This window comes from Gordonia paraffinivorans, from assembly GCF_900683595.1.
GTDB classification, from domain to species: domain Bacteria; phylum Actinomycetota; class Actinomycetes; order Mycobacteriales; family Mycobacteriaceae; genus Gordonia; species Gordonia paraffinivorans.
This window is the reverse complement of sequence record NZ_CAACYD010000005.1, coordinates 863,617-883,945: the sequence shown is the minus strand read 5'-3', so window position 1 is coordinate 883,945 and position 20,329 is coordinate 863,617. Positions and strand designations below refer to the sequence as shown.

Below are 20,329 nucleotides of genomic sequence, written 5' to 3'. Positions count from 1 at the left end.
AGGAGGCGAGATACGCATGGCGTCTCGTGGCTCTGCCGGTAAGGGGACCGGTGGCAAGAAGAAGGGCGCCAAGGTCCCCGGCCGCCCGCGCGAGGTCGCGCCCACCGCGGTGACCGTGCTGTCGACGGCGACCGGCGCCCGCCTCGACCTCGTCGGCGGCGCCGACCGGGACACCGCCGTCCGCGGCGTCACACTCCGGGCCCAGGACGTCCGGCCCGGCGACCTCTTCGCCGCGCTACCCGGCGCGTCGACCCACGGTGCGCGATTCGCCGACCAGGCCGTCGCGGCCGGGGCGACCGCCATCCTCACCGATTCCGCGGGCCGCGCGGAACTCGCGCGCGTGCTGCCGCCGGAGACCGCGGTCGCGGTCCTCATCCATTCCAACCCGCGGTCGGTGCTGGGCAGCGTCTCCGCCCGCGTGTACGGCAACCCCTCGCAGCGGCTGAAGCTCATCGGCATCACCGGAACCTCCGGCAAGACCACCACGTCGTACCTCGTCGAGGCCGCCCTGTTGGCCGCGGGTCACTCGGTGGGTCTGATCGGCACCGTCGAGACCCGCGTCAACGGGGTCGCGCAGCCCAGCTCGCTCACCACCCCCGAGGCGCCCACCCTGCAGGCCCTGCTGGCGTCGATGCTCGAGGACGGCGTGGACGTCGTCGTCATGGAGGTGTCCAGTCACGCCCTGTCGCTGGGGCGCGTCGACGGTGCCCACTTCGCGATCGGCGCCTTCACCAACCTGTCGCAGGACCATCTCGACTTCCATCACTCGATGCGCGCGTACTTCGACGCGAAGGCGCAGCTGTTCGCGCCGGCGTCGCCGGTGCACGCGGTGCGGTCGGTGATCTGCGTCGACGACGACTGGGGCCGGCGCATGGCCGAGATCGCCCGCCGGCCCGGCGAGGCGCCGCACATGCAGCCGGTCACCGTGTCGACCGGGCCGACCCCGGCCCACTGGCGGGCGGGGGAGTCGGTTCCCGCCCCGGACGGCACCACGCACACGCCGATCGTCGAGCCCGAGGGTCGCCACGAGCTCGTGATCCCGTTGCCGGGCCGCTACAACGTGGCCAACGGCCTGCTCGCCGTCGCGGTGGCGCACGCCGCCGGGGTGCCGGTGAGCACGGCTCTCGAAGCGGTCGCGAAGGTGAGCGTGCCCGGACGCCTCCAGCGCGTCGACCTGGGACAGCCGTTCCTCGCGCTCGTCGACTACGCCCACAAGCCCGGTGCCGTCGAAGCGGTCCTGACCACCTTGCGCGGACAGCTCGGCGGGACGGAGTCGTCGGCCGGCCGGCTCGCCGTCGTGCTCGGCGCCGGCGGCGACCGTGACGCGGGCAAACGGCCGCTGATGGGTGCGGCCGCCGCGCGCGGCGCCGAGCTGGTCGTGGTCACCGACGACAACCCGAGGTCGGAGGACCCGGCCGCGATCCGAGCTGAGGTCCTGGCCGGCGCCCGCGGGGTCGACGAGGCAGATCGCCCGCCCGGTGCGGAACCCGTGCGCGAGGTCGGCGACCGGGCCGCGGCGATCGCCGAGGCCATCGCCTGGGCCCGGCCGGGAGACATCGTGCTGGTCGCGGGCAAGGGACATGAGACAGGGCAGGAGATCAACGGCGTGAAGCATCCGTTCGACGACCGGGAGGTCGTCGCTCAGGCGCTCGAATCGGTCATCGGGGACGCCTCGGCGTCGACCCCGGCGGCGGAGGGCGATCGATGAGCGACGCGTTCGTCACGGTCATCCGCCCGGATGCGCCCGTGTCGGTCGACGACGCGCGAATCCTGCTGCGCCGCCTCGTCGAACGCGCGGCCGCCGAGCGCGCCGTACCCGGCGAGGGGCCGCGCACCTGGGCGGTCATCGCGGAGGTGGCGACGCCGGAGGGGATCGAGGAGAATCAGCGGGTCGTCGAGCACGACCTGCTCGGTCGTCAGGCGGTCCGCCTCGCCGTGGACAAGACCCTGTGCGTCGGAGACTCACGCTGTGTCCACGCCCTCCACCAGGGCGCGGTCATGGAGGGGTCGTGGGGCGACGAGGCCCGGATCGTCGACTCGGTCGAGGCCGCCGCGGCGCTGCCGGCCGCCGAGCCGGACTGGCGCCCCGCCGCCGGCGACGTGATCCTGCTGGCCGCCGCCACCGCCGACCTGCGGTCGGTGATCGAGGCATGGGGCGAGACCTGCGGGTGGCGGATCCGGTTCGAGGATCCGGAATCCGAGGACGCAGACGCATGACGGCGCGCACGCCGGCGCGGCCGGACAACAGCACAGGAGTCGGAGAGACAGGCGTGGTCGGGAACAGACGAGTCAACACGGGGGCAGCACGGTGACCCAGATCCTCCTCGCGGGTGCGATCGCGATCGCGGTGTCGATCCTGCTGACCCCCGTCCTCATCAAGGTGTTCTCCCGCCAGGGATTCGGTCAGGAGATCCGGGTCGAGGGCCCCAAGAGCCATCAGACCAAGCGCGGCACGCCGTCGATGGGCGGCGTCGCGATCCTCACCGCGCTGTGGGCCGGCTACTTCGGCTCGCATCTCGTCGGCGTCTTCACCGACCCGGGCAACGGACCCACCGCCTCGGGCCTGCTGGTGCTCGGTCTCGCCACGGCGCTGGGCCTCGTCGGCTTCCTCGACGACATGATCAAGATCCGCAAGCACCGCAACCTCGGCCTGAACAAGACCGCGAAGTCGGTGGGGCAGTTCATCGCCGCCATCCTCTTCGGCGTGCTGGTGCTGCAGTTCCGCAACGACTACGGACTCGCGCCCGCGAGCACCAACCTGAGCTACGTCCGCGACATCGACGCGATCGGCCTCGGCGCGGTGGTCTTCGTGATCTTCTGCTGGCTGGTCGTGGCCGCCTGGTCGAACGCGGTGAACTTCACCGACGGGCTCGACGGCCTGGCCGCCGGCTCGATGGCGATGGTCCTCGGCTCGTACGTCCTGGTGACGTTCTTCCAGTTCGTGAACGCCTGCGCCGGCGGCGCCAAGCCGCCGAGCGAGATCCCGACCGGCTGCTACCAGGTCCGCGACCCGCTCGACCTCGCGATCATCGCGGTGGCCGGCGGCGGCGCCTGCCTCGGCTTCCTGTGGTGGAACGCCGCACCGGCCAAGATCTTCATGGGCGACACCGGTTCGCTGGCCCTCGGCGGCCTCCTGGCGGGCCTGTCCATCACCACCCGCACCGAGCTCCTCGCGGTCGTCATCGGCGCCCTGTTCGTCGCCGAGATCATGTCGGTGGTCATCCAGATCGCGTTCTTCCGCACCACCGGACGCCGCGTCTTCCGGATGGCGCCGTTCCACCACCATTTCGAACTCGGGGGCTGGGCGGAGACCACGGTCATCATCAGATTCTGGTTGCTGACCGCCATCGCCTGCGCGCTCGGCCTGTCGCTGTTCTACGGCGAGTTCCTCACCTCCAATGGCTGACGGCTCGATGGATGACCTCGGCCGGACCGGCGACGACCCGTTGGGCCTGACCGGCCGGACCGTGGTGGTCGCCGGTGCGGGAACCGCGGGCCTGTCCGCGGCGCGGTATCTGCTGACCCGCGACGTCCGCCTGGTGCTGGCCGACGACCGGTTCGCCGCGGCCGATGCCGATGCCGACGCCCGCCGGGCCGCCGTGGACGCCGTCGCCGGGGCGGCCGAGCTGGTCGAGCAGGGCGCGCGGGCGGTGTCCGTCGGCGATCTCCTGGCCGACGACGGCTGGGCGTCGGACACCGCGGTCGTCATCGTCTCGCCCGGGTTCGCGCCGACCCACCCCCTCGTCGTCCGCGCCGGGGAAGAGGGAGTCCCGGTCTGGGGCGAGGTCGAGCTGGCGTGGCGAGTCGACGCGGCCGGGCTGCTCGGCGAACCCCGCACCTGGCTGGTGGTGACCGGGACCAACGGCAAGACCACGACCACCTCGATGCTCGCCGAGATCGTCGAGCGGTCGGGCCGATCCGGCGCGGCCTGCGGCAACATCGGCCTGCCGGTCCTCGACGCGATGCGGGCGACCCCGCGCGTCGACGTCCTGTGCGCCGAGCTGTCGTCGTTCCAGCTGCACTGGGCCCCGTCGGTGCGGCCGGCCGCCGGAGTCGTGCTCAACATCGCCGACGACCACCTCGACTGGCACGGGGGCTTCGAGGCGTACGCGGAGGCGAAGACCGGCGCGCTCCGCGGGGACATCGGCGTGGTCGGCCTCGACGACGCCGTCGCCTCGACCCTGTCCACCGCAGGACGCCGTGTCGGGTTCACGCTCGCGCCGCCGGAGGACGGTCAGCTCGGCGTCGAGGACGGCCGGCTCGTCGACCGCGCGTTCGGCGCCGGCGAGCTGGTCGAGGCCGACGCCATCCGGCCGGCGGGCCCCTCGGGGGTGGCCGACGCCCTGGCCGCGTCGGCCCTCGCCCTCGCGATCGGGGTGTCCCGCGACGCCGTCGGGTCGGCCCTGCGCGACTTCCGTCCCGGTGCCCACCGCGGCGAGGTGGTCGCCGAGCGCGACGGGATCGTCTTCGTCGACGACTCCAAGGCCACCAACCCGCATGCCGCGCAGGCCGCGGTGTCCGCGTTCGGCCGGGTGGTGCTGATCGCGGGCGGTCTCCTCAAAGGGGCGTCGATGGACGACATGCTGACCGCGGTCGGCGACCGGCTCGCCGGAGTGGTCGCCATCGGCCGCGATCGTGACCTGGTCGTCGAATCAATTGCACGACACGCCCCAGAAGTCCCAACAGTCACAGTATTCACAGGGGACGATGGCACTGTGAACGTGCATCGCCCGGGACATGCCGATCCCGTCCCCTTCTCGATCGATTCGTCGGGTGTGGACACCGCCGTCGCCGTGATGGAGCGGGCGGTCTCCGAGGCCTGGGAGCTCGCGGTCGCGAGAGACCCGGCGCCCGACGCGGTGCTCCTCGCACCCGCCGCGGCGTCGCTGGACATGTTCGCCGGATACTCCCGGCGCGGCGACGCCTTCGCCGATGCGGCCCGACGCATCGCCGGCACCAGCGCTCGGCGGTGAGCCGGATGCGCACCGACGACGCGGTCGACGCCACCGCGTCGGATGACGCCGTCCCGACCGGTCCCGACGAGCACGAATCCGAGAACGGATCTGCGATGAAGGACGAGAACGACACCACTGCGAAGCGGTCCCGGCGAACGCGGGACGCGGAGTCGAAGGACGCTGCGGCTCCGGCCTCGACGGCCGCCGCGCGCGGCTCGGACGCCGCCGCGATCACCGCGTCGATCCCGGCGATGGTCGTCGACGCGGTGCGCAACCTGCTCGCGCGTCCGCTCGCGTCGTACCAGCTCGTCCTGACCCTGGCCTTCCTGCTCACCGCGTTCGGCCTCGTGATGGTTCTCTCGGCGTCCTCGGTGGAGGGCTACTCGCAGGACGGTTCGGCCTACGGGCTGTTCACCACCCAGGTCATCTTCGCCGGTCTCGGCCTGATCGTCTTCTACATGATGCTGCGGCTGCGGGTGAGCCTGATGCGCCGCTTCGCAGCTCCCGCGATGGTGGTGACGATCGTGCTCCTCGCGTTGGTCCTCGTGCCCGGCATCGGCACGTTGAGCCAGGGCGCCCGGCGCTGGTTCGTCATCTCCGGCATCTCGGTGCAGCCCTCGGAGCTGGTGAAGGTCGCCCTGTGCGTCTGGGGCGCCCACCTGCTGGCGTCGCGCCGCCGCGACAACGCCTCACTGAAGGAACTGCTGATCCCGCTCGTGCCGGTCGCGCTGCTGATCTGCGTGCTGATCATCCTCGAGCCCAACCTCTCCACGACGATCACGATCGCGATCATCGTCGGCGCGCTGCTGTGGTTCGCGGGCCTGCCGATCAAGGTGTTCGCCGCCTTCGCGGCCACCGGCGTCGCGCTCGCGGTGACCCTCGCGCTCGTCGAGGGCTACCGCTCGCAGCGCGTGATGAGCTTCCTCGGCAACGTCGACGACCCGCAGGGTGCGGGCTACCAGGCGCGGCAGGCCACCTACGCGCTCGCCAACGGCGGCGTCTTCGGCGTGGGACTCGGCCAGTCCAGCGCCAAGTGGAACTATCTGCCGAACGCCCACAACGACTTCATCTTCGCGATCATCGGCGAGGAGCTCGGCCTCATCGGCGGCTTGTTGGTGGTGTTCCTGTTCGTCCTGCTCGGCTACGTGGGGTTCCGGATCGCGCACCGGTCCACCGATCCGTTCCTGCGCCTGATGACCTCGACCATCACCGTCCTGATCCTCGCCCAGGCGTTCATCAACATCGGTTACGTGATCGGGCTGCTGCCGGTGACCGGCATCCAGCTCCCGCTGATCTCCGCCGGCGGCACGTCGACGCTGACCGTCCTGGCGATGCTGGGCCTGCTCGCCAACGCGGCGCGGCACGAACCCGAGGCGGTCGCGGCGCTCACGGCCGCCCCGCCGAGCCGTGTGGCGCGGTGGCTGCGGCTGCCGGCCCCGGTCGCCTACCGGCAGTCGCGGGTCGAGATGGCTCGCGAGCGGCTCGACCGTCGCCGGAAGGCGGCCGGGCAGGCGAGGGGCACCTCGTTCCGACGCGAGCCCGGACCCTCGCGTGGACGCGGGGCCGCGCGCGGCGACGGACGTGTGGACGGTCGCGGCGCGAGAGGCGGCCCGGCGACCGTCCGCCGCGGCGCCGCTCCCCGCGCGCGGGCGGCCGGCGAGGCCGCTCACGGCCGGTTCTCCATGCCGTGGAAGCGAGGCGAGAAGCAGGACGTGACGGGCGCGAAGGCGCCGGATCCGGCGTACGGGCGACGCGCATCGACGCGGCACCCGGGTGTGGGCGGGCGCACACGACCTGCGCCGACGGCCCGCACCGGCGTCGACTACCGTGGCGGGTATCCCGCCGCCGGCGCCATGCGTGGCTCGGCGTCCCCGGGATGGCGGGCGGGCGCGCACCAGCCGCGTACGTCGCGGTCCGCCGATCCCGGGCGCGGCAGGTCGTCCCACGGCCGCGCGGGACGCCGCTGACGAAGGCGGGACAGACGTGCACAGTGGCTGGGGATGGAGTGACGACGCCGGTGAGTTCGGCTGCAGGACAATCTGATAAGACCGGAACGCCGAACGGGCGAGGCCTGTCGGTCGTGGTCGCCGGTGGCGGCACGGCCGGGCACATCGAACCCGCGCTCGCCGTGGCCGACGCCATCCGGCGCCTCGACCCGACCGCACGCGTCACCGCTCTCGGCACCAGGCGCGGGCTCGAGGTCGACCTCGTCCCCGAGCGTGGCTACGACCTCCGGCTGATCCCGCCGGTCCCGCTGCCCCGCAAGCCCGGGGTCGAGCTCGCGAAGACGCCGGGCAGGCTGGTGTCCTCGGTCGCGGCGACGCGCAAGGTCCTCGCCGACGTCGACGCCGACGTCGTGATCGGTTTCGGCGGCTATGTGTCGGTCCCGGCCTACCTCGCCGCCCGCATGCACCTGCGCGGCCGTCGCCGCGTCCCCATCGTGATCCACGAGGCCAATGCCTCGGCCGGCATCGCGAACAAGGTCGGCGCGCGATTCGCCGACCGCATCCTGGCCGCGGTCGAGGGTTCCGGTCTCGACGCGACCGTCGTCGGCATGCCGGTCCGGGGTGCCCTCACCGAACTCGACCGGCCCGCGCTGCGAGCGAAGGCGCGCCACTACTTCGGGCTCGACGAGCACGCCCCGACGCTGCTGGTGTTCGGCGGTTCGCAGGGCGCCCAGCGTCTCAACGCGGCCGTCTCCGGCGCCGCCGAGGCCCTGGGCAAGGCCGGTATCGGCGTCCTCCACGCCTACGGCCCCAAGAACTCGATCGACCCGGTGGCGGTCGACGGCGCGCCGCCGTACCGCGCGGTCAGCTACCTCAAGCGGATGGATCTCGCCTACGCCGCCGCCGACTTGGTGATGTGCCGGTCCGGCGCGATGACGGTCGCCGAGGTCTCGGCGACCGGGCTGCCGGCGATCTACGTCCCGCTGCCGCACGGCAACGGCGAGCAGCGACTCAACGCGCGGCCGGTCGTCGAGGCGGGCGGCGGGTTGCTCGTCGAGGACTCCGAGGTGGATGCGGAATACGTCGAGCGCGAGGTGATCGCGCTCCTGCAGGATTCCGAACGACTGCAGAAGATGTCGGCGGCCGCAGCCGGGACCGGGCATCGGGACGCGGCCGCGGTGGTGGCGGAGGCCGCTCTCGAGCTCGCGCGCGACCACCGCGCGAACACCGGTGGGGCCTCGCGGCGATCGGCACGGCGGCGGTGACGGGCAGACGTGGCGGTGAGATCGGTGACGCGGCAGACGACAACGGGTCGGGACACGACGCGGGAGGTGACGACATGAGCAACACGACCGGCGGGGAGCTGCCCCCGGAGCTGTCCCGGGTGCACATGGTCGGCATCGGCGGCGCGGGGATGTCCGGACTCGCACGCATCCTGCTGGCGCGCGGCGGCCAGGTGTCCGGCTCCGACGCCAAGAACAGCCGCGCCATCCTCGAACTCCGCACCCGCGGGGCGCGCGTCCAGGTGGGGCACGATCCCTCCGCCCTCGACCAGATCCCCGGCGGCCCGTCGGTGGTCGTGACCACGCACGCGGCGATCCCCAAGACCAACCCCGAGTTGGTGGCGGCCCGGTCCCGGGGGATCCCGATCCTGCTGCGGCCCCGGGTGCTGGCACAGCTGATGGAGGGGCAGCGGACCCTGCTGATCGCCGGGACCCACGGCAAGACGTCGACGACCTCGATGTCCGTCGTGGTCCTGCAGCACGCCGGCAGCGACCCGTCCTTCGCCATCGGCGGCGAGCTCAACGAGTCCGGCACCAACGCCCACCACGGCGGCGACCCGGTGTTCGTCGCCGAGGCCGACGAGAGCGACGGTTCGCTGCTCGAGTACACCGCCGACGTCGTGGCGGTGACCAACATCGAATCCGACCACCTGGACTTCTTCGGGTCGGTCGAGGCCTACGTGCAGGTGTTCGACGACTTCACCGGACACATCCGCAGCGGCGGCACGCTGATCGTCTGCCTCGACGACCCGGGCTCGGCGGCGCTCGCCGGCCGGGTGTCCGCGACGCTCGCCGACCGCGGTGTCACCGTGCTCGGTTACGGTCGCGGAACCCACGCCGACCTCGCGCCCGGCGTGCCCAACGCTGCGACGCTCCTGTCCTGGGAGGCCCACGGGAGCGGGGGAGCGGCCCGTGTCCGCTTCGACGCCCCGGTCGCCGCGGGCACGACGCCGGTGGAGCGCGAGCTGGTCCTCCCGCTGCCGGGAGAACACATGGCGCTCAACGCGATCGCCGCGATCATCGGTGCCGTGCGGGTCACCGGCGCCTCGGAGGCACGGCGCGCCGAGACCCTCGACCGCATCCTGACCGGCATCGGGGCCTTCGGCGGCGTGCACCGCAGGTTCGAGTACCGCGGCCGCCGCGGCGGGGTGGAGGTCATCGACGACTACGCCCATCACCCGACCGAGGTGCGGTCGGTGCTGACCGCGGCGCAGGCGATGCTGGCCGCGCGGGGCGGCCCGGACGGTACCCGCGGTCGCGTCATCGCCGTCTTCCAGCCGCACCTGTACTCGCGGACGGTCGAGTTCGCCGACGAGTTCGCCGCCGCCCTCGACCTCGCGGACGCGGTGGTGGTCGCCGACGTCTACGGGGCGCGCGAGGAGCCGATCCCCGGCGTGAGCGGCCGGACGATCGCCGACAAGCTGACCTCCCCGGCGCTGTTCGCCCCGGATCTGTCCCGGCTCGCCGACCAGGTGGCCGGGCTCGCCCGGCCCGGCGACGTCGTCCTCACGCTCGGGGCCGGCGACATCACCATGCAGGGGCCGGAGATCCTCGCCGCGCTCGGTGCCCGGGAATCGGGTGAGGGGACCGGCGATCACGCCGGCGACCTCACGGGACGGGTGTCGTGATCGGCTGGCCCACCCGCCGCCGGTCGCGCCTGCTGCTCGGCACGCTGATGGTCGTCGCCGCGGGGGTGGGCCTGGTCCTGATCGCCTATCTGACACCGCTGATGTCGGTGCGGAGCACCGACATCCGGGAGAGCGGTTCGGTGCCGACCGACGAGATCCTGCGCGCGGCGGCGGTCCCGCACGGGACGCCGCTGCTGCAGGTCGACACCAAGGCGGTCGCCCAGCGGATCGCGACCATCCCGACCGTCGAGTCCGTGCGCGTGCAGCGCGCCTACCCGTCGACGTTGCGGATCACCGTCACCGAACGCGTGCCGACGGTGATCGTGAAGTCCGGCGACGAGGTCCACGTCCTCGACCGGTCGGGAGTGTCGTTCCTGCACTACGACAAGACCCAGGGCGTGCCGCCCGAGGTCCTCAAGCTCCCCGTTCTCGAGACGCCCAACCCCGGACCGGCCGACCCGACCACCCGGGAGGCGATCACGGCGGTCGCCGGGCTGCCGGATCCGTTGCGGGAACAGGTGATCCGGGTCAGTGCGCGGTCCCCGGTGGACATCACGTTCATCCTCACCGAGAACCGGCGGGTCATCTGGGGAGACGCCGACCGCGGGGCGGACAAGGCCAGAACTCTCACCTACCTGTTGAGACGTGAGGCCAAGGAGTACAACGTCACGAGTCCGGAATTCCCCTCCTACAAGTGATCACGGCCGCCGCGGGTCGCCGTTGACCTCACGTTTTCCCGGGATCGCACGCGACTGCGGGAATTTCGCACCGCGACTTGCCGACACGCCGGGCGTGAATCTGGATACCGGGGCCCGCGGTGCATAGCGTCTCTATCACCAACCACTTGACATAACTCTAAATCTATGGTTCAGGTTTAGGGTTTTGTCGACACCCGAGACGGGGTCCGGCAGGCGGTGAACCCGCCGTTCACGCCGCGGCACCGGCAACCGAAACATCGAGCACGACCCATTACGAGGAAGGCGAGCGCATGACGCCACCGCACAACTACCTGGCCGTCATCAAGGTCGTCGGCATCGGCGGCGGCGGCGTGAATGCCGTCAACCGCATGATCGAGCAGGGGCTCAAGGGAGTCGAGTTCATCGCGATCAACACCGACGCGCAGGCCCTGCTGATGAGCGACGCCGACGTCAAGCTCGACGTGGGCCGTGACTCGACCCGCGGCTTGGGCGCCGGTGCCGACCCCGAGGTGGGCCGCCGCGCCGCCGAGGACGCGCGCGACGAGATCGAGGAGCTCCTCAAGGGCGCCGACATGGTCTTCGTGACCGCGGGCGAGGGAGGCGGCACCGGCACCGGCGGCGCACCTGTCGTCGCGCAGATCGCGCGCAAGCTCGGCGCGCTGACCGTCGGCGTCGTCACGCGGCCGTTCTCCTTCGAGGGCAAGCGTCGCGGCAACCAGGCCGAGGCCGGCATCGCCGCGCTGCGCGAGTCGTGCGACACCCTGATCGTCATCCCGAACGACCGCCTGCTGCAGCTCGGCGACGCCAACGTCAGCCTCATGGACGCCTTCCGCAGCGCCGACGAGGTGCTGCTCAACGGCGTGCAGGGCATCACCGACCTGATCACCACGCCGGGCCTGATCAACGTCGACTTCGCCGACGTCAAGGGCGTCATGAGCGATGCCGGCAGCGCCCTGATGGGCATCGGTTCGGCCCGCGGCGAGGACCGGGCCAAGAAGGCCGCCGAGGCGGCGATCAACTCGCCGCTGCTCGAGGCCTCGATGGAGGGCGCGCGCGGCGTGCTGATCTCGATCGCCGGCGGCAGCGACCTCGGCCTGTTCGAGATCCACAATGCGGCCACCCAGGTGCAGGAGGCCGCACACGAGGACGCCAACATCATCTTCGGCACCGTGATCGACGACAACCTCGGCGACGAGGTCCGCGTGACCGTCATCGCGGCCGGCTTCGACGGCGGCGCGCCGCGCAAGCGCACCGACACCCCGGCCGCCGCCGGGCGTTCGGGCGTGGCCGCGGGCCAGGCCGGCGCCGTGTCGGCCCCGCCGAAGAACGACCCGCTGTTCGGCGAGATGCCCAAGAGCTCGGGCGACCCGTTCGGCTCCGACCGCGAGCCCGAGCCGCCGCGCCGCAACACCGTGCATCTCGACGACGACGACGTCGACGTGCCGTCCTTCATGAAGCGCTGACCCGCGATGCGGGTACGTCGCGTCGTCACCACGCGTGCCGGCGGCGTCTCGGTGGCACCGTATGACTCGTTCAATCTCGGTGACCACGTCGGAGACGACCCCGCCGCGGTGGCCGCCAACCGGAAACGGCTCGCCGAGCAGATCGGGCTCGAGGAGTCCTCGGTCGTCTGGATGGAGCAGATCCACAGCCGCAACGTGACCGTCGTCGACGGTCCGGTGCAGGGCGCGGTCCCGGCGACCGATGCGCTCGTCACCGCCACTCCGGGGCTCGCGCTCGCGGTGTTGTCGGCGGACTGCGTGCCGGTGCTCCTCAGCGACGACGAGGCGGGTGTCATCGCCGGCGTCCACGCCGGACGCGTGGGCGCCCGGATCGGCATCGTCCCGGAGACCTTGCGCGTCATGGTCGAGCTCGGGGCGAAGATCGAACGCATCGGCGCGTTCCTCGGGCCGGCCGCGAGCGGCGAGCACTACGAGGTGCCGCCGGACATGCAGGCCGACGTGGAGAAGCATCTGCCGGGTTCGGCGTCGCGCACCCGGAAGGGGACGACGGGCCTCGACCTTCGTGCCGGGCTGCGGCGCCAGCTCCTCGAGGCCGGCGTCACCGCGGTGGCGGTCGACCCCCGCTGCACGATCTCCGATCCCGACCTCTTCAGCCACCGCCGTGGCGCACCGACCGGCCGGCTGGCCTCGGTGATCTGGATGGACGAGAGCGAACCCGACGGGCGCTGACGCCCGGGCGAAACGCCCTCGAAAACCTTTGTCACAGCGGAGAATGATCAGGGACATGAACGATTCACCCGATGCCCGTACCGCCGAACTGTCCGAGCGCCTGCAGGCGGTCCGCGACCGGCTCGACGCGGCGCTCGCCGCCGCGGACCGGCCGGCCGGCTCGTGCACGCTGCTGGTGGTCACCAAGTTCTTCCCGGCCGACGACGTGCGCCGGCTGCTCTCGCTGGGCGTGCGCGAGTTCGGCGAGTCGCGCGAGCCGGAGGCCGGCCGCAAGGTCGCCGAGGTGCTCGCGGACTGGCATCCGGCCGATCCGGGTGACGCGCCCGCGTTCGACATGATCGGCACCGTCCAGTCGAAGAAGGCGCGCTCGATCGCGCGCTGGGCCCGGACGGTGCACTCGGTGGACCGCCCGAAGGTCGCCGACGCCCTCGACCGCGCGGCCCGCGCCGCGCTCGACGAGGGGGAGCGGACCGACCCGCTCGGCGTGCTGCTGCAGGTGAGCCTCGACGGCGATCCGCAACGCGGCGGCGTCGTGGAGGCGGAGTTGTCAGCGCTCGCCGATCGGATCTGCGCGGCCGATGCCCTGAGTCTGCGCGGCCTGATGGTGATCGCCCCGCTGCACGGCGAGCCGGAGCACTGGATGGCCGAAACGGCCCGTATCCACACCGCTTTTCGCGACAGGTACCCCGACGCGGCCGAGCTGTCGGCAGGGATGAGCGGCGACATGGAGATCGCGGTCGCAGCAGGCTCGACATGCGTGCGTGTCGGAACCGCGATCATGGGCGAGCGGCCGCTACTCTCTCAGTAATCACATTGGTAACAGCAGAACCAAGTGACACAACAAGCTCAAATGACATCAGAAGCACCATCCGGCACGGCTGCACACCGGCGACGCACGACAGAGAGGCCGCTCATGACCACGATGCAGAAGTTCAAGGCATACTTCGGCATGGTGCCGCCCAGCGAGTACGAGGACGACTACCTCGAGGAGGCGGCACCCTCGCACCGTCCGGCGTCGCGTGAGCGTGTGTACCGCGACGAGTACTACGGCGACTCGTCGTACGACGCCGGCTACGAGTCCTCGGTCGGCTACCGCGACGAGATGGCCTACGACGACCGCTTCGAGCCCGCGTACGAGATGGCCGGTGACTTCGCGCCCGAATTCGCCTACGCCGCACCACGTCCCGTCTCGGAGGCCCCGATGCGTCCCTCGGGTCGTCTCGAGCCGCTGCAGCGTTCGTCGAGTGCCGCCATCCGCGCCGCGTCGTCGCGTCCGGTCGCCGAACACCGCGACTTCGAGCGCGTCTTCCCGGAGGGTCCGTTGCAGAAGATCACCACGCTCCGCCCGTCGGACTACAGCGAGGCCCGCACGATCGGCGAGCGCTTCCGCGACGGCAACCCGGTCATCATGGACCTCGTCGACATGAGCAACGACGACGCCAAGCGTCTCGTCGACTTCGCCGCCGGACTGGCCTTCGCGCTGCGCGGTTCCTTCGACAAGGTCGCCACCAAGGTGTTCCTGCTGTCGCCGGCCGACGTCGACGTCTCGCCCGAGGACCGTCGCAAGATCGCCGAGACCGGCTTCTACAACCACGCCTGACCAGCGTGGGCACCCTCGGTTCGCACTCGCCGGTGATCTTCAGGCAGTCTTGACGCGTGGCTGCGATTCTGTTGGGCGTCTTGTATTACGTCCTGTTGGTCTTCTGGTTGCTGCTCCTCGGACGCCTCGTCGTCGAGTTGGTGCGCACGTTCGCCCGCGACTGGCGCCCCACCGGGGTGGCGGTCGTGATCATCGAGTCGGTGTTCACGGTGACCGATCCTCCGATCAAGGCCCTGCGGCGCGTCCTCCCGCCGATCCCGTTGGGTCCGATCCGGCTCGACCTGTCCCTGATGATCGTCATGCTGGTGGTCATCATCGCGATGAACGTGGTGGGCGGATTCGCCGGCCGCTGACCGACCGGCCCTCGCGAGCTGCCGGCCGATCATGCCAAACGGGCCGAAGACGCGCCGCCCGGGACATCCCGTGGTTGGTTCATCCGCCCGGCCGACGCCCGGCCGGGCTGCGGGCCCAGGCCCGGTTCGGCCGGGTACCTTGAGGAACGGCGATCGACTACCGTTGGTGATCGCCTCCGTCTCGCCCTTTGAACTCCCGGTGAGAACAAGGGGGTGCGACCCGCGGTTCGCATGTGACAGGATTGGACGCCAGTTACAGTTTTTGACTGGTATGAATAGTTAGTGACAACCTGTATTGGTCGAACGACTCAGGTCGGGCGATCGGGGTTGGACGGTACGCCAACTGAACACAAGCTTCACCACAGACACGAGGGGAACCGACATGCGGCTGACTCCAGCTGATGTGCACAACGTCGCGTTCAGCAAACCGCCGATCGGTAAGCGCGGCTACAACGAGGATGAGGTCGATCAGTTCCTCGATTTCGTCGAGGCGGAGCTCGCCCGGCTCATCGAAGAGAACACCGACCTGAAGCAGCGGGTCGAGGAGCTCGAGGGTGAGCTCGCCGATGCCCGCTCCGGAGCCGGTGCGCCCGCTTCGGAGGAGCGCACCCAGATGTTCGCCAAGGCCCCGGCCCAGGAGGCGCCGTCCAACGACGACGCCAACGTGCGCGCCGCCCGCGTCCTCGCCCTGGCGCAGGACACCGCGGACCGTCTGACCAGCAGCGCCCGTGCCGACGCCGATGCGCTTCTCTCCGACGCGCAGACCCGTGCCGACACCCTCGTGTCCGAGGCCCAGGCCAAGTCCGACGCGATGCTCGCCGACGCCCGTCAGCGCTCCGAGGCCATCCTGGCCGACGCGCAGACCCGCTCGGAGGCGCAGCTGCGGCAGGCACAGGAGCGTGCCGACGCCCTGCAGGCCGATGCCGAGCGCAAGCACAGCGAGATCATGGGCACCATCAACCAGCAGCGCGGTGTCCTCGAAGGCCGCATCGAACAGCTCAAGACGTTCGAGCGTGAATACCGCACCCGCCTGAAGACCTACCTGGAGTCGCAGCTCGAGGAGCTGCAGCAGCGCGGAAGTGCTGCCCCGGTGGAGGGTGGACGCCCCGACCAGTCGTTCTCGAACGATCCCGGCAGCGGCGGCTTCAGCAGCTATTCGCCGAGCTGACCCCGGTAGGTGGTCATGCACCCTAGGCTGGTGATGTGCTGACCTTGGCCCTGGGCGCGACCCTCGTGGGGTTCGTGCTGCTCATCCTCGGTCTCGTCACCGGGACCGTGTGGCTCGCCGTCGCCTGTATCGTCATCTGTCTCCTGGGACTCGGCTTCCTGCTGGTCGACGTGTTCGCCTCCCGTGGACGGGAAAACACCCGATCACTGGAGGACTTGGTCCCGGGCGCCGCGCGTGCCGACGACGAGGACGAAGCGTTCGACGACTTCCCCGAGGACGCCGACGCCGCCTCGACGGAGTCCGCTGTCGGTGAGACGGGCGGTCGGGTCGATCCGAGTCCGACCGGGCGCGCTCCTATCGAGGCTCCCCGGTCCGAGCCGCCGACCCGCGGATTCGAGCCGAACGCCCCGGCCGGGTCGGCCCCGTACGAGCCGCCGCCCTTCCAGCCCGGTATGGCGGATCCGGTCGACAGGCCGAGCCCGCAGTCGCCGTCCGCTCCGGTGCGTCCGGCACCGGAGCGCCGCGAGGGCACCTACGAGGACTACCTGCGTTCCGTGGGTGGCGACGCCGATCTCGGCGCCCCCTCCACGGGACCGCTGTCGTCCCCGCAGCACCGGAGTGCCGGGGGCGGTCCGCAGCAAGGGGCCGGCGCACCGCGTTCCGGGTCTGCACAGCCCGGGCCGGGACCGTCTGGCCCGCAGCGTTTCGGTCCGCCGCCGCAGCCGGGTCCCGGTTCGCAATCCGGCCCCGCTCCGCGACCGGCACCGGATCCGCAGGGCGGGGGAGTCCCGTCGCAGGGTGGCGAGCAGGCCGGCCCGCCGTCGGGCCGCCGGCGTCGTCCGGACTTCGATCCGCTGGACCCGAACTGGAAGCCCCCGCTCGAGGATTGACGCGGCTCGAGGACCGCGACTCGAGGACCACAGCGCCCCGACGTGCCGGTGCGGCACGTCCGAACCGTAGAACAGAACACCGACGACGCCTCGCCCGCGCATCCGACACCGATTGGATTGTGCGGGCGAGGCGTCGTTACACTGGTTGACGCGTTGATCCGGCCATCACCGGGGAGCACCCGGAAGAACAGAGCAGCACCGATTCGGTGGCGGCTCCCAGTAGAACCGGGCGGGCGTGGCCCGTCACAGCCACCGGACCGTACGGAGTCTCCGCGCGGTCCCTGAGAGGCGTCGGGTTTCCGATGCAAGCGGGGTGGTACCGCGTATGCCGTCAGGTGTGCGTCCCCGTGCCGAAGGTGACAGACATCCAGGCACGAGGAGACGAGCCGTGGCGGACACGAACGAAAAGGGCGCCGGCGAGCCGGGCACCACCGAGACCGGGCGTGCGTACCCCAAGGTCGACATGACGGGTGGGACAGGGCGCGGCGCCCCCCATTTCCCCTTCGTCGAGCAGAAGGTTCTCGACTACTGGGAGTCCGACGGCACCTTCGCCGCATCGATCGCCAACCGCGCCGACGCCGAGGAGTTCGTCTTCTACGACGGGCCGCCCTTCGCCAACGGCCTGCCGCACTACGGGCACCTGCTGACCGGCTACGTCAAGGATGTCGTGCCGCGCTACCAGACCATGCGCGGCAAGAAGGTCGAACGCCGATTCGGTTGGGACACACACGGTCTGCCCGCAGAACTCGAGGCCGAGCGCCAGCTCGGGATCACCGACAAGTCGGAGATCGAGAAGATGGGCATGGAGAAGTTCAACGAGTACTGCCGCGACTCGGTTCTCCGCTACACCGGCGAATGGCGCGACTACGTCACCCGTCAGGCCCGCTGGGTCGACTTCGACAACGACTACAAGACGCTCGACCTCGACTTCATGGAGTCGGTCATGTGGGCGTTCAAGGCCCTCTACGACAAGGGCCTGATCTACCAGGGTTACCGCGTGCTGCCGTACAGCTGGTACGAGCAGACCCCGCTGTCCAACCAGGAGTCCAAGCTCGACGACGCCTACCGCATGCGGCAGGACCCGGCGGTCACCGTGCGGATGCCGTTGCGGGTGCCCGAGGGTCCGCTGTCGTCGCTCGACGGCGTCAACGCCCTGATCTGGACCACCACGCCCTGGACGCTGCCGTCGAACCTCGCGATCGCGGTCAATCCCGAGGTCACCTACGTCCACGTCAAGGCCGCCGACGGGCAGGAGTACCTGCTCGCCGAAGCCCTGCTCGGCGCGTACTCCAAGGAGATCGCGGATCCGGAGGTGCTCGGCACCCACCTCGGCAAGGAACTCGAGAACCTCTCCTACACACCGCCGTTCGACTTCTTCCTCGGGCACCCGAACGCGCACCGCGTGCTGCTCGGCGACTACGTCACCACCGACAGCGGCACCGGCGTCGTCCACCTCGCGCCGGCCTTCGGCGAGGAGGACATGGAGCTCGCTACCTCCTACGGGATCGAGGTCGTGCAGCCGCTCGATCCGGGCGGCCGCTTCACCTCGCAGGTCCCGCCGTACGAGGGCCTGATGGTCTTCGACGCCAACCCGGTCATCATCAAGGACCTCAAGGCGGCCGGGCGCATCCTGCGCCACGAGACCATCGAGCACTCCTACCCGCACTCGTGGCGGTCGGGGCAGCCGCTGATCTACATGGCGGTGCCGTCGTGGTTCGTCGCCGTCACCAAGTTCCGCGATCGCATGGTCGAGCTGAACAAGCAGATCACGTGGGTGCCCGAGCACATCCGCGACGGCCAGTTCGGCAAGTGGCTCGAGGGCGCCCGCGACTGGAACATCAGCCGCAACCGGTACTGGGGCGCGCCGATCCCGGTGTGGATCTCCGACGACCCGGAGTACCCGCGCATCGACGTCTACGGTTCGCTCGACGAGCTCGAGCGCGACTTCGGGGTGCGGCCGGACAACCTGCACCGCCCGTACATCGACGAGCTGACCCGGCCGAATCCCGACGACCCGACCGGGAAGTCGACCATGCGTCGCGTGCCCGAGGTCCTCGACTGCTGGTTCGAGTCCGGGTCGATGCCCTACGCCCAGGTGCACTACCCGTTCGAGAACCGGGAGTGGTTCGACGGCGGGGACTCGGCCGACGCGCCGCCGCACAACCCCGGCGACTTCATCGTCGAGTACAACGGCCAGACCCGCGGCTGGTTCTACACGCTGCACGTGCTCGCGACCGCGCTGTTCGACCGCCCGGCGTTCAAGACCGTTGCCGCACACGGCATCGTGCTCGGTGACGACGGGCAGAAGATGTCCAAGTCCAAGCGCAACTACCCGGACGTCAACGAGGTCTTCGACCGCGACGGCTCCGACGCGATGCGCTGGTTCCTGATGGCCTCGCCGATCCTGCGCGGCGGCAATCTCGTGGTGACCGAACGCGGCATCCGCGAGGGGGTGCGCCAGGCGCTGCTGCCGCTGTGGAACGCCTACAGCTTCCTGCAGCTGTACGCGGAGCGCCCGGCGACGTGGCGGACCGACTCGCAGCACGTGCTCGACCGCTACATCCTCGCCAAGCTCGCCTCCACGCGGGATGCGATGACCGAGGCGCTCGACACCTACGACATCGCCGGTGCCTGCGAGTCGTTCCGCGAGTTCGTCGAGTCGCTGACCAACTGGTACGTGCGCCGTTCGCGCGCCCGCTTCTGGGCCGGTCAGGACGCCGACACCGACGCCTTCGACACGCTGTACACGGTGCTCGAGGTGGCCTGCCGCCTGGCGTCGCCGCTGCTGCCGCTGGCCACCGAGGCCATCTGGCGCGGCCTCACCGGCGAGCGTTCGGTGCACCTGACCGACTGGCCGACCGCCGACGAGCTGCCGGCCGACGCCGATCTGGTCGCCGCGATGGACGAGGTGCAGGCGGTGTGCTCGGTGGCTTCCAGCGTCCGCAAGGCCAACAAGCTGCGCGTGCGCCTGCCGCTGCCCGGACTGACCGTCGCGTCGCCGACCGCGGCCGCTCTCGAGCCGTACGTCGACCTGGTCAAGGACGAGATGAACGTCAAGTCCGTCACGCTCGCCACCGACGCCAGCGAGTACGGCCGCTACGAGATCGCGGTCAACGCACGTGCCGCCGGCCCGCGCCTGGGCAAGGACGTCCAGCGTGCGATCAAGGCCGTGAAGTCGGGTAACTGGGAGGTGCGGACCGACGCCGAGGGCAACGAGGTCGTCGTCGCCGACGGCATCGAGCTCCTCGACTCCGAGTACACCCGCAAGCTCGTGGCCGTCGAACCCGATTCCACCGCCGAGCTGCCCGGTGGCAAGGGTCTGGTCGTCCTCGACACCAACGTCACGCCGGAGCTCGAGGCCGAGGGCTGGGCCAAGGACCGGGTGCGCGAGCTCCAGGACGCGCGCCGCAACCTGGACCTCGACGTCTCCGACCGCATCACCGTGCGGCTGGTGGTCCCCGCCGAGCGTCTCGAGTGGGCGCGGACCCACTCCGACCTCATCGCCGGTGAGGTCCTGGCGGTCGAGTTCGACGTCGTCGCCGACGGCGGGCCAGGCGCCATCGAACTCGGTGACGGCGTCACCGCCGATGTCGCGAAGGTCGGCTGACCAGCGAGT

The 20,329-nt window shown here is 70.9% G+C and carries 16 protein-coding genes; all 16 read left to right on the top strand.

Annotation, left to right across the window (positions count from 1 at the left end):
- Window positions 1-16 precede the first annotated feature (16 nt).
- Window positions 17-1,708 carry a UDP-N-acetylmuramoyl-L-alanyl-D-glutamate--2,6-diaminopimelate ligase gene (locus E1P53_RS06170; RefSeq protein WP_109237651.1) on the top strand — a complete coding sequence of 564 codons (1,692 nt, stop codon included), beginning with the start codon at window positions 17-19 and terminating at the stop codon, window positions 1,706-1,708.
- Window positions 1,705-2,217 (top strand): UDP-N-acetylmuramoyl-tripeptide--D-alanyl-D-alanine ligase, encoded by a 513-nt coding sequence (locus tag E1P53_RS06165; RefSeq protein WP_131733726.1) that lies wholly within the window; start codon window positions 1,705-1,707, stop codon window positions 2,215-2,217. The genes E1P53_RS06170 and E1P53_RS06165 overlap by 4 nt, the downstream gene beginning before the upstream one ends.
- A gap of 91 nt (window positions 2,218-2,308) precedes the next feature.
- Window positions 2,309-3,406: a phospho-N-acetylmuramoyl-pentapeptide-transferase gene (gene mraY / locus E1P53_RS06160; protein ID WP_006900621.1), complete on the top strand. Its 1,098-nt coding sequence runs from the start codon at window positions 2,309-2,311 to the stop codon at window positions 3,404-3,406.
- Window positions 3,399-4,973, top strand: a complete 1,575-nt coding sequence (murD, locus tag E1P53_RS06155; RefSeq protein WP_131733725.1) for a UDP-N-acetylmuramoyl-L-alanine--D-glutamate ligase — start codon at window positions 3,399-3,401, stop codon at window positions 4,971-4,973. The genes mraY and murD overlap by 8 nt, the downstream gene beginning before the upstream one ends.
- 5 nt (window positions 4,974-4,978) lie before the next feature.
- Complete coding sequence (gene ftsW / locus E1P53_RS06150; protein WP_244941121.1) at window positions 4,979-6,922, top strand: putative lipid II flippase FtsW; 1,944 nt, start codon at window positions 4,979-4,981, stop codon at window positions 6,920-6,922.
- A gap of 50 nt (window positions 6,923-6,972) precedes the next feature.
- Window positions 6,973-8,166 (top strand): undecaprenyldiphospho-muramoylpentapeptide beta-N-acetylglucosaminyltransferase, encoded by a 1,194-nt coding sequence (gene murG, locus E1P53_RS06145; protein WP_083900163.1) that lies wholly within the window; start codon window positions 6,973-6,975, stop codon window positions 8,164-8,166.
- A gap of 74 nt (window positions 8,167-8,240) precedes the next feature.
- Window positions 8,241-9,812 carry a UDP-N-acetylmuramate--L-alanine ligase gene (gene murC, locus E1P53_RS06140; protein WP_006898377.1) on the top strand — a complete coding sequence of 524 codons (1,572 nt, stop codon included), beginning with the start codon at window positions 8,241-8,243 and terminating at the stop codon, window positions 9,810-9,812.
- Window positions 9,809-10,510: a cell division protein FtsQ/DivIB gene (locus E1P53_RS06135; protein WP_006898378.1), complete on the top strand. Its 702-nt coding sequence runs from the start codon at window positions 9,809-9,811 to the stop codon at window positions 10,508-10,510. The genes murC and E1P53_RS06135 overlap by 4 nt, the downstream gene beginning before the upstream one ends.
- A 290-nt stretch (window positions 10,511-10,800) precedes the next feature.
- Window positions 10,801-11,973 carry a cell division protein FtsZ gene (gene ftsZ, locus E1P53_RS06130; RefSeq protein ID WP_006898379.1) on the top strand — a complete coding sequence of 391 codons (1,173 nt, stop codon included), beginning with the start codon at window positions 10,801-10,803 and terminating at the stop codon, window positions 11,971-11,973.
- A 6-nt stretch (window positions 11,974-11,979) separates the two neighbouring features.
- Window positions 11,980-12,702, top strand: coding sequence for a peptidoglycan editing factor PgeF (gene pgeF, locus E1P53_RS06125; protein WP_131733724.1), 723 nt, complete (start codon window positions 11,980-11,982; stop codon window positions 12,700-12,702).
- 55 nt (window positions 12,703-12,757) lie between these two features.
- Entirely contained in the window at window positions 12,758-13,510 is a 753-nt protein-coding gene (locus tag E1P53_RS06120; RefSeq protein WP_131733723.1) for a YggS family pyridoxal phosphate-dependent enzyme, read from the top strand.
- A gap of 105 nt (window positions 13,511-13,615) precedes the next feature.
- Window positions 13,616-14,302, top strand: coding sequence for a cell division protein SepF (locus E1P53_RS06115; RefSeq protein ID WP_131733722.1), 687 nt, complete (start codon window positions 13,616-13,618; stop codon window positions 14,300-14,302).
- Between the two features lie 56 nt (window positions 14,303-14,358).
- Window positions 14,359-14,655, top strand: a complete 297-nt coding sequence (locus E1P53_RS06110) for a YggT family protein (RefSeq protein ID WP_006898383.1) — start codon at window positions 14,359-14,361, stop codon at window positions 14,653-14,655.
- A 382-nt stretch (window positions 14,656-15,037) separates the two neighbouring features.
- Window positions 15,038-15,823 (top strand): DivIVA-like cell division protein Wag31, encoded by a 786-nt coding sequence (gene wag31 / locus E1P53_RS06105; RefSeq protein WP_109237659.1) that lies wholly within the window; start codon window positions 15,038-15,040, stop codon window positions 15,821-15,823.
- 35 nt (window positions 15,824-15,858) lie between these two features.
- On the top strand, window positions 15,859-16,713 hold the full coding sequence (locus tag E1P53_RS06100; protein ID WP_131733721.1) for a hypothetical protein: 855 nt from the start codon (window positions 15,859-15,861) through the stop codon (window positions 16,711-16,713).
- Window positions 16,714-17,101: 388 nt separating this feature from the next.
- Complete coding sequence (ileS, locus tag E1P53_RS06090; protein ID WP_371830988.1) at window positions 17,102-20,320, top strand: isoleucine--tRNA ligase; 3,219 nt, start codon at window positions 17,102-17,104, stop codon at window positions 20,318-20,320.
- The last annotated feature ends 9 nt before the right edge of the window (window positions 20,321-20,329 follow it).